General features: G+C 34.0%; 9 protein-coding genes. 2 read left to right on the plus strand and 7 right to left on the minus strand.

Annotation, left to right across the window (positions count from 1 at the left end; all coding sequences use genetic code 11):
• From B3J44_RS23305 to miaB, 7 genes are all read right to left on the minus strand, one after another.
• A partial coding sequence (locus tag B3J44_RS23305) for a co-chaperone GroES (protein WP_286972004.1) occupies positions 1-176 on the minus strand: 176 nt, incomplete at its 3' end.
• Positions 177-320: 144 nt separating this feature from the next.
• On the minus strand, positions 321-662 hold the full coding sequence (secG, locus tag B3J44_RS23310; protein ID WP_286971795.1) for a preprotein translocase subunit SecG: 342 nt from the start codon (positions 660-662) through the stop codon (positions 321-323).
• Between the two features lie 3 nt (positions 663-665).
• The gene (locus tag B3J44_RS23315) at positions 666-2402 is read right to left on the minus strand and encodes a tetratricopeptide repeat protein (RefSeq protein ID WP_286971796.1); all 1737 of its coding nucleotides are present in this window, start codon (positions 2400-2402) and stop codon (positions 666-668) included.
• 106 nt (positions 2403-2508) lie between these two features.
• Positions 2509-3012 (minus strand): LptE family protein, encoded by a 504-nt coding sequence (locus B3J44_RS23320; RefSeq protein ID WP_198854318.1) that lies wholly within the window; start codon positions 3010-3012, stop codon positions 2509-2511.
• Between the two features lie 81 nt (positions 3013-3093).
• On the minus strand, positions 3094-4353 hold the full coding sequence (locus tag B3J44_RS23325) for a sigma-54 interaction domain-containing protein (RefSeq protein WP_286971799.1): 1260 nt from the start codon (positions 4351-4353) through the stop codon (positions 3094-3096).
• A gap of 117 nt (positions 4354-4470) precedes the next feature.
• Positions 4471-4842, minus strand: coding sequence for a GxxExxY protein (locus B3J44_RS23330; RefSeq protein WP_286971801.1), 372 nt, complete (start codon positions 4840-4842; stop codon positions 4471-4473).
• Between the two features lie 91 nt (positions 4843-4933).
• Positions 4934-6379, minus strand: a complete 1446-nt coding sequence (gene miaB, locus B3J44_RS23335; RefSeq protein WP_198854315.1) for a tRNA (N6-isopentenyl adenosine(37)-C2)-methylthiotransferase MiaB — start codon at positions 6377-6379, stop codon at positions 4934-4936.
• A 371-nt stretch (positions 6380-6750) separates the two neighbouring features.
• Between miaB and topA the strand changes: the two genes are divergently transcribed.
• Both topA and B3J44_RS23345 read left to right on the plus strand, forming a co-directional pair.
• Complete coding sequence (gene topA / locus B3J44_RS23340) at positions 6751-9279, plus strand: type I DNA topoisomerase (protein WP_286971805.1); 2529 nt, start codon at positions 6751-6753, stop codon at positions 9277-9279.
• Positions 9280-9287: 8 nt separating this feature from the next.
• Positions 9288-9868, plus strand: a 581-nt coding sequence (locus tag B3J44_RS23345) for an arginase family protein (RefSeq protein ID WP_286971808.1), incomplete at its 3' end; no start/stop codon positions are given.

Here is a 9868-nt window from a genome sequence, read left to right on the forward strand (position 1 = left end):
CCAACTTTTACAGTCATTGTGTGATCTTTAGTTCCGTTTCCTACTGCAACTACAGTTCCTTTTTGTGGTTTCTCTTTGGCAGTATCAGGAATAAAAATACCTGATGCAGTTTTAGTTTCAGCTGCAACAGGCTCAATAAGTACGCGGTCTGAAAGCGGTTTTATGTTTAAAGCCATGATTTTATATTATTATAAGTTATACGATTTTTTTCTGTTCTATAAACTTTCAGAAACTATGCCATGCTAGAAAAACTGACATTATTTCTTAAAAAAAATGCCAGCTTTGACAGGCTGGCATTAGATTTTTATATTGAGCTAAAATTATTTAGTAGCTGGTGCTGCAGGAGCAGGAGTGTTTCCTTGTGCTGGAGCTGCTGGCGCGTTTGCAGGAGCTTCAGTTTTGTCAATGATTTTAGAATCAGTATCGCTTAAAGATCCAGAGAAGCTTAAGCTTGAAAGTAAAATTAGCACAATTAAAACAGTAGCTAAAGTCCAAGTACTTTTATCTAAAAAGTCAGTTGTTTTTTGTACTCCACCTAACATCTGTGTTCCGCTGATGGTAGAAGACAATCCGCCTCCTTTAGGGTTTTGTACCATGATAACTACGATCAATAGAAAACAAACTATTGTAATTAAAACTAAAAAAATTGAAAATGTGCTCATTACTTAATTATTGTTATTGTTATTTTGTTGTAAAATCTTTATATCCGATATGCGGTCTGCAAAGAAAGTAATTTTTTCTGGATATTTCAAAATTAATATTTCATATGCTTGAATTGCCTTTGTATATTTCTTTTGTTCCAGATATACTCTGGCCAGAGTCTCGGTCATTAAATACGAATTGTCCTCTATAGCAGCCTCAATTTGAACTGCTGGAGTACTTGTTCCAGGTTTGATTGGAGATATTTTTGGATTGGTTTCGATAAATTTATCGATAATTTCAGCCTTCTTTTGTCTCTCTTCTTCTTTAGCAGCTTCAATTTTAGCTTGTTCTTCTGGAGAAATTTCGTTTGATCTGTCAATTGGTTCTGTTCGAGATAATTGAAGCCATTCTTGGAACGAATGTTTTTCATTTAGAGAAAAATCCAATGGTTTTCCTATTTCTAAATGTTCTGTAGCTGTTTTGGCAGGTTCATTCGGTTCTTCTTCTTCAATTATTTCTTGAGGCTGTTCCTCATTTTCCTCGCGAATCTCTTCTTCTTTATCTTCAGCTTTGACAATTTCTTGAATTATTTCTGTTGGTTCTTCAGGTGCTTTTGTTTCAGCTTCTTTAATAGAAGAAAGAATAGAACGCTCAACAGTATTCATTTTAAATTCTGGAATGATCATCTCTTCGATAACACTGTCATCGTCTTCTTCTTCAGTCGAATTTGTAGCAGGTTCTTCTACGATGGTTTCTTCTATAATAGGATTAACCTCTGTAAGTTGTTCAGCGTTTGCAGCTTCTGCTTCTTTTATAGAACTTAAAATAGAGTTTTCAATGCGCTCATTTTTAGGTTCTTCTTTAAGTTCTTCGATTTTTATTGGTTCTGGTGCAGAAAGCGTTTCAGAAACTTTTATAGAACTTAAAATAGAGTTTTCAATACGATCAATTTTAGGTTCCTCAGTTTGAATTGGTTCTGGAACCGAAGCGGTCTCAACTTCTTCTACATCATTTGAAGTATTAGATTCAACAATTTCGATTTTCTGTTCTACTTCTTCTACAATTGCTGGTTTTTCATAAGTAACCGATTGCGCTTCTTTTATTGCAGCAAAAATGGAAAGATCTATTTCAGGAAGAGGTTTTGGCTCTTCTTGTTTTATTGCAGGTTTTTCAAAAGTTATAGTTTGAGCTTCTCTTATTGCAAGAAAAATAGAAGGATCTATTTCTGGTAATTTTTTAGTCTCTTCTATAATTACTGGTTCATGAGCTTTTATTTCTTCGGCTTGTATAATTTCTTCCGCTTTTGCAGCTTCTTCAACTTTTGTAGGTTGTACAACTGATGGCATTTCAATTGAAGGAGTTGGAACTTCTTTAATTGTATCCGATATAGGTTGCTCTTCAAGATCTGTTTTAACTTCAATTGCCTTTTGAATTTGCTCTGGCGAAATTATTTCACTGTCAAAAACAGTAATTTCAAGAAGATCTCTCAGTTTTTGTTCGTAAAAATCATTTTGAATCGAGGTAAAAGCCTCAGAAGTGATAAAATCAAATAGAACAGAACGATCAGATGTGTATGCAGCTGTAACTTTTAAAGCATAATTATACTTAAAACTGTTTTGATTGTAAAGTCCTTTTAATCGCAATGCACGCGCACTTTGAAAATACGGAAATTCATTCAAAACACTTCCTAATGCGTCTGCCTGCTTTTCTGTAATAGCATCGGGTTTGTTCATTAAGTAGGTATAATCGCTAACGTTCATTATTTGTTTTTTGTTTAATCGGTTAATTGTTTAATCGTTTATTTGTTTTTGGCTGTTTTATCGATTAAACGGTTTTACGATTTAACGATTAAACAAACAGGCAAAACTACCATTTTGCCAATGACTCATTAAAGATATCCTGAGTGATTCTCTCAAAAATAACTCTGATTGCTTCATTTAAAACAGATCCAGTTGGCAAGTCTCTTCCTGGGAAGTCATAATAGAATTCAAAAGATTTTTCAAAATCATCTGTTTCTTTCCTTTTATTCATAAATCGCACATTAACACGAATCGATAAACGGTTTTGTGCCGCTTGTTGATCTGCAGTTGCAGTCATTGGAGTTATTCGGTAATCTGTAATTTCACCTTCGTAAACCAAATCTCCACCATTACTAACTAAGTTTAGGTTGGTTTGATTCATGATCAAATCCTGCAAAGTCAAGGTAAAAGTTCTGTCGATTCCTGGTTCAATTAAATCTGCATTATTCTGAAAGAAGTTAACTTGAAAAGTTTTAGCATCGATTTTTCCAGTTCCTGTAAAATTATAAACAGAACAGCCACTCAACATAAAAAGGCTTAAAAGAGCAAAAAGAGAATATATTTTTTTCATAATGTTTATTGGGAAAATTCCAATTGAGTTCAAATATAAGTAATTGGAATTTGGAATTTGTTTTTTGAAATTTAATTATTTTTATAAATCGAATTGCTTGATTTTACGATATAAAGTTCTTTCAGAAATACCTAATTCATCAGCTGCTGCTTTACGTTTTCCTTTGTTTTTTTCTAATGATTTTTTGATCATTTCGATTTCTTTTTGTTCTAAACGTAAGATTTCTTCTTCTTCGATAGTTTCGGCAAATAAGTAATTGTCGTCTTGCATTTGATAATTATCTTCGCGAACAGCAGGAGTTGTCATAACAGCAGTTCTTGGTTCTTCTTCAAAATCAATTTCGCTATCGTTTTGTTGATTTCCGTAAATCTTCTGAATCAAATTTGGATTAATATCCTGCACTTTAGAAGTTCCGTTTTTCATTAACTCCAAAGTTAGTTTTTTCAAATCGTTCAAATCGCTTCTCATATCAAAAAGCACTTTGTACAAAATGTCTCTTTCTGTGCTAAAGTCACTTTCTTTTTTACTGTCGCTAATAACAGAAGGAAGGTTGCTTCCTTCGGCTGGCAAATAAGATTGTAAAGTAGCAAGGCTGATATCGCGATTAGTTTCTAAAACAGAAATTTGTTCAGCTACATTTCGAAGCTGACGAATGTTTCCGCTCCATCTGAATTTCTGTAAAAGCTGCACTGCATCATCATCCAATCTTAAAGGAGGCATTTTGTATTTATGGGCAAAATCGGCCACAAATTTTCTGAACAATAAATGAATATCGTCCTTTCTTTCTCTTAAAGGAGGTAAAGTAATTTCTACAGTACTTAAACGGTAGTACAAATCTTCACGGAATTTACCTTTTTCAATTGCATTAAATAAGTTCACATTGGTTGCTGCAACGATTCTCACATTTGTTTTTTGAACCTGAGAAGAACCTACTTTTATAAATTCACCATTTTCCAAAACACGAAGTAATCTTACTTGAGTTGTCAATGGCAATTCACCAACTTCGTCTAAGAAGATTGTTCCACCGTCAGCCACTTCAAAATAACCTTCACGAGTACTTGTAGCACCTGTAAACGCACCTTTTTCGTGACCAAAAAGTTCACTGTCAATAGTTCCTTCTGGAATTGCACCGCAGTTTACGGCAATATATTTACCATGCTTTCTGTGTGAAAGCGAATGTATAATTCTAGGAATGTTTTCTTTACCAACACCACTTTCCCCAGTTACCATAACCGAAATATCAGTTGGAGCAACCTGAATGGCTTTTTCAATGGCACGATTTAATTTCGGATCATTTCCAATAATCTCAAATCGCTGTTTTATTGCTTGAACTGTTTCCATATAGTTTTGTTTCAAGTTTTTTTGTTTGAAGTTTCAGGTTTTGCCTAAAACTTAAAGCTTTGGCTTATATTTTTTTCTTTTGCCACAGATTAAAATGATTAACACAGATTACCTAAATTATAAAATATATCTTTTATATTGTAGAGATTTTGTTTGAAAATTTACAAGCAATCCTACTTCTGAATCTGATAGTTTAATATAGTTTAAAACCTGAGCAATATGTTCATTTGAAAATTCTTTTATTGCTTTTACCTCTAAAACAATATCTTCATTAATAATGAAATCTGCATAAAATTTATGAGGTAAAATAGTTCCTTTATATTCAATTGAATATTCCTTTTCTCTTTCAAAAGGAATGTTATTTTCTTTAAATTCTAATTCTAAAGCGTCTTTGTAAACCACTTCTAATAGACCTGGTCCAAGATTTCGATGTACTTCCATACAAATTCCGATAATCTTGTAAGTGTCTTTTTCTCTATAACGTTGCATCAATATTTATTTTACCACAAATCTAAAATAAAGTAAGAAAAATAATTCAAAAAAAATCATTTTAATCCTTTTAATCTGTGGCAAAAAAAAATTAATTCATGCTACTCAAACCAACTGCTTCACCTTTTAAAGTTCCGCTAGTGCAGCTTGTGATTTTTACGTTTACGAAATCTCCAATTTTATAATTCTCTTTAGGGAAAACAACCGTAATACTTTGCGAATTTCTTCCTGAGAATTCGTCTTTAGATTTCTTAGAAACTTTCTCGACTAAAACTTCAACTGTTTTTCCAACAAATTCTTCGCTTCTAAACCAAGCATGTTTTTGCTGTAAATCGACAATTTCTTGTAATCTTCTAGCTTTGGTTTCTTCCTCCACATCATCTTTCATTTTTCTTCCAGCCAAAGTTCCTGGACGCTCAGAATACGAATACATATAACCAAAATTATATTTTACATATTCCATCAAACTCATTGTATCTTGATGATCTTCTTCGGTTTCCGTTGGGAAACCAGCAATCATATCTTGAGAGATCGAAGCATCTGGAACAATCGCTCTAATTTTGTCAATCAAAGCCATATATTCTTCACGAGAGTGCAAACGATTCATTTCTTTTAAAATTCTATTACTTCCAGATTGAACTGGTAAGTGAATATGTTTACAGATATTTGGATATTTCGCAATAACATGCAAAATGCTTTCGTGCATATCCTGCGGATTTGAAGTCGAAAATCGAATACGCATTTTAGGAAAACCTACAGCAACCATTTCTAACAATTGATCAAAATCGACTGCAGTTGCTTTTTGCATTTCAGAAGCATTTACAAAATCTTTTTTCAATCCGCCACCGTACCAAAGATAACTGTCAACGTTTTGTCCTAAAAGTGTAATTTCTTTAAAGCCTTTTTCCCAAAGATCTTTAATTTCATTCATAATACTTTGAGGCTCACGACTACGCTCACGTCCGCGTGTAAAAGGCACAACGCAGAACGTACACATATTATCACATCCACGAGTAATCGAAACCAAAGCAGTAATTCCGTTGCTCATTAAACGAACAGGCGAAATATCTCCGTAAGTTTCTTCTTTGGATAAAATTACATTAATGGCGTCACGGCCTTCTTCAACTTCAGCCAATAAATTCGGAAGATCTTTGTAAGCATCTGGGCCAACCACAAGATCAACTATTTTTTCTTCTTCCAAAAACTGACTTTTCAAACGCTCCGCCATACAGCCCAAAACGCCCACTTTCATTTTCGGATTCGTACGTTTTACTGCATTATATTTCTCTAAACGCTTGCGAATAGTTTGCTCCGCTTTATCGCGAATAGAACAAGTGTTTACCAAAACCAAATCGGCTTCTTCTAAAACAGAAGTGGTATTATATCCTCCGTCAGACAAAATGGAAGCCACGACCTCACTGTCTGAAAAATTCATCGCACAGCCGTAACTCTCTATAAATAGTTTTTTAGTATTCTCAGGTTTATTTTCCAAAACTAGACTTTCGCCTTGTTTGCTTTCTTCAATAATCTTTTCCATTGTAAAAATTCAAAGTGCAAAGATAGGGTAATTGAATCTAATATGACAAGATGTCAGATAAAGAATTAACAATGTTTTAAAAAAATTAGATTGCAGATTTTAGATTTTAGATTATGTGTTGTTTATCAATTGATATGTACTGGTTGTAAGTTTAAATTCAACTGCAAAAAATCTAAAATCTAAAATCTGCAATCTAAAATAAAGGGATTTCTTGGTTAAAAATCACTAAAAGTTATACCTATATATATTATCGAGATTATTACAGATAAATCTGCAATTTTAAGTTTCATAATATCAAAATACCTCAAAAATGCATTCGTAAGGTTAATATTTAAAAAAAATAAATACTTTTGTTGCAGAAAAATAGAGCAATGGCAAAGAATTTAGTAATAGTGGAGTCACCTGCAAAGGCGAAAACGATCGAGAAATTTCTTGGGAGTGATTTTCAGGTGGAGTCTAGTTATGGACACATAGCGGACTTACCATCAAAGGAAATAGGAGTAGATGTAGAAAATGGTTTTAAGCCTAAATATGAAGTTTCTCCGGATAAAAAAGCCTTGGTAACGAAGCTGAAGTCACTTTCTAAAAATGCCGAAACGGTTTGGTTAGCATCCGATGAGGACCGCGAGGGAGAGGCTATTTCATGGCACTTGGCGGAAGAATTAAAACTGGATACTAAAAAAACTAAACGTATTGTTTTTCACGAGATTACAAAATCTGCGATTCTCAAAGCGATCGATAATCCAAGAGAAATTGACTATAATTTAGTAAACGCACAACAAGCACGTCGTGTTCTGGATCGTTTAGTGGGTTACGAATTATCTCCAGTTTTATGGAGAAAAATTAAAGGAGGACTTTCAGCGGGTCGTGTACAATCTGTTTCTGTACGTTTGATTGTTGAAAGAGAACGCGAAATACAAAGTTTCAATGCAGTTGCAACTTATTCTATTGTTGCAGAATTTGTAAACGAAGCAGGAAAAGCTTTCAAAGCAAAACTTCCAAAAAACTTCAATACTAAAAAAGAAGCCGAAGATTTCTTAAATCAAAACATCGGTTCTAAATATAAGGTAGCAGATTTAGAAACTAAACCTACCAAAAAATCTCCAACAGCACCTTTTACAACTTCTACGTTACAACAGGAAGCAGCAAGAAAATTATACTTGCCAGTTGGAATCACCATGCAATTAGCACAGCGTTTATACGAAGCCGGACTTATTACTTATATGAGAACCGACTCGGTAAACCTTTCTAAAGAAGCAATGGATGCTGCACAAGCAGAAATCATAAAATCGTACGGGAAAGAATTCTCTAAACCGAGAACTTTTGCAAATAAAAGTAAAGGAGCTCAAGAAGCGCACGAAGCAATTCGTCCGACAGATATGTCTCGTCACACCGTAAATATCGATCGTGACCAAGCTCGTTTATACGATTTGATATGGAAAAGAACTTTGGCTTCGCAAATGAGCGACGCACAATTAGAAAGAACAAACGTAAAAATTGAAGCAGATAACCACAGCGAGATTTTTACAGCTTCTGGAGAAGTATTGCTTTTTGAAGGTTTCTTAAAAGTGTACTTAGAAGGTCATGATGACGATGAAGAAGAGCAAGAAGGAATGCTTCCAGCTTTGAAAGTAAACGAGAAACTAGCAAATAACTATATTACAGCTACAGAACGATATTCAAGACCGCCAGCACGTTACACTGAGGCATCTCTGGTTAAAAAATTAGAGGAACTTGGAATCGGACGTCCGTCAACTTATGCACCAACAATTTCTACAATTATCAATAGAAATTATGTTGAAAAGGGAACTCTTGAAGGTGTAGAGCGTAATTATACACAGCTTACTTTACAAAATAGTAAAGTTGGTGAAAAAGTGTTGAAAGAAAATACAGGTTCTGATAAAGGAAAACTAGTTCCAACAGATATTGGAACTATTGTTACTGATTTCTTAGTAAAGAATTTCGGAAACATTTTAGATTATAATTTTACTGCAAAAGTAGAGCAAGACTTTGACGAAATTGCCGAAGGAAATATTGACTGGGCAAAAATGATGCAGGATTTCTACAATCAATTTCACCCGAATGTTAAAGAAGTTGAAGCGAATGCTGAACGCGAAAGTGGTGAAAGGATCTTAGGAAAAGATGCAGACGGAAGGCAAGTTTCTGTTCGTTTAGGAAAATTTGGGCCAATGGCGCAAATTGGAGAAGCAGATGATGAAGATAAAAAGTTTGCTAGTTTAATGGCGGACCAAAATATAGGAAACATTACACTTGAAGAAGCTTTGAACTTGTTCTTGCTTCCAAAAAGTTTAGGTGAATATAAAGGAGAAGAAGTTGAAGTGAATAATGGTCGTTATGGTCCTTATGTTCGTCATGGAAGTGTTTTTATTTCATTGCCAAGAGGAGAAGATCCGCTTAATGTTTCTAAAGAAAGAGCTCAAGAGCTAATTGACGAGAAAGCACTTGCAGATGCACCGATTGCTGTTTATAAGGGTGAAGGTGTTCAAAAAGGTGTGGGACGTTTTGGACCATTCATTAAATGGAACGGACTTTTTGTAAATGTGAGCAAGAAGTATAATTTTGATAATCTTTCTCAAGCTGATGTTGAAGAGTTGATCGAAGACAAACTTCAGAAAAACATTGATAAAGTTATTCATAACTGGGAAGAGGAGGGAATTGTAGTAGAGAAAGCCCGTTGGGGACGTTCTGTAATTCTGAAAGGAAAAATCAAAATTGAATTAAGTAAAGATGTTGATGCAACAAAATTAACATTGGCTCAAGTTCAAGAAATGATTGCTGCTAAAACACCAGCGAAAAAAACACCTGCAAAGAAAACTGCAGCTAAAACAACAACGGCTAAAAAAGCTCCAGCTAAAAAAACGGCTGCTAAAAAGAAATAAGTATATAAATGGAATTTGATTTTCTAGAACCAGTTAATGACGGAATTATAAAATTCGTCGGAGCGCTGTCTTCACAAGAGCTTGGAAGCAAAGTTGTCTTTCATACCCAAGATCAGTTTCCTGATATTGAGCAGATTAATATTGCTATAATTGGTGTTTTAGAAGACCGTACAAATATTAATATGATTAACGAGGTTAATCTTTCTGCTGTACGTAAAAAGCTATATGGTATGTTTCCTGGTAATTGGGATGCTTCAATTGCGGATCTAGGTGATATACTTGCAGGCGATTCTATAGAGGATACTTACTATGCATTAAAGAAGGTTACAGCTACCTTAATTAAGAATAAAGTCATTCCTATAGTCCTGGGAGGTTCTCAAGATTTGACCTATGCTTTGTATCGTGCTTACGATGATTTAGAGCAAATGGTAAATTTGGTTGCAGTTGATAATAAGTTTGATTTCGGTAAGGAAAACGAGTCAGTTTCAGCCAATTCTTATTTGACAAAAATTATTATTGATGAGCCAAATAACCTTTTTAACTACTGTAATATAGGATATCAGACTTATTATAATTCACAAGAAGAAAT

This window comes from Flavobacterium sp. UBA4854, assembly GCF_002399805.1.
GTDB classification, from domain to species: Bacteria; Bacteroidota; Bacteroidia; order Flavobacteriales; family Flavobacteriaceae; genus Flavobacterium; species Flavobacterium ginsengisoli.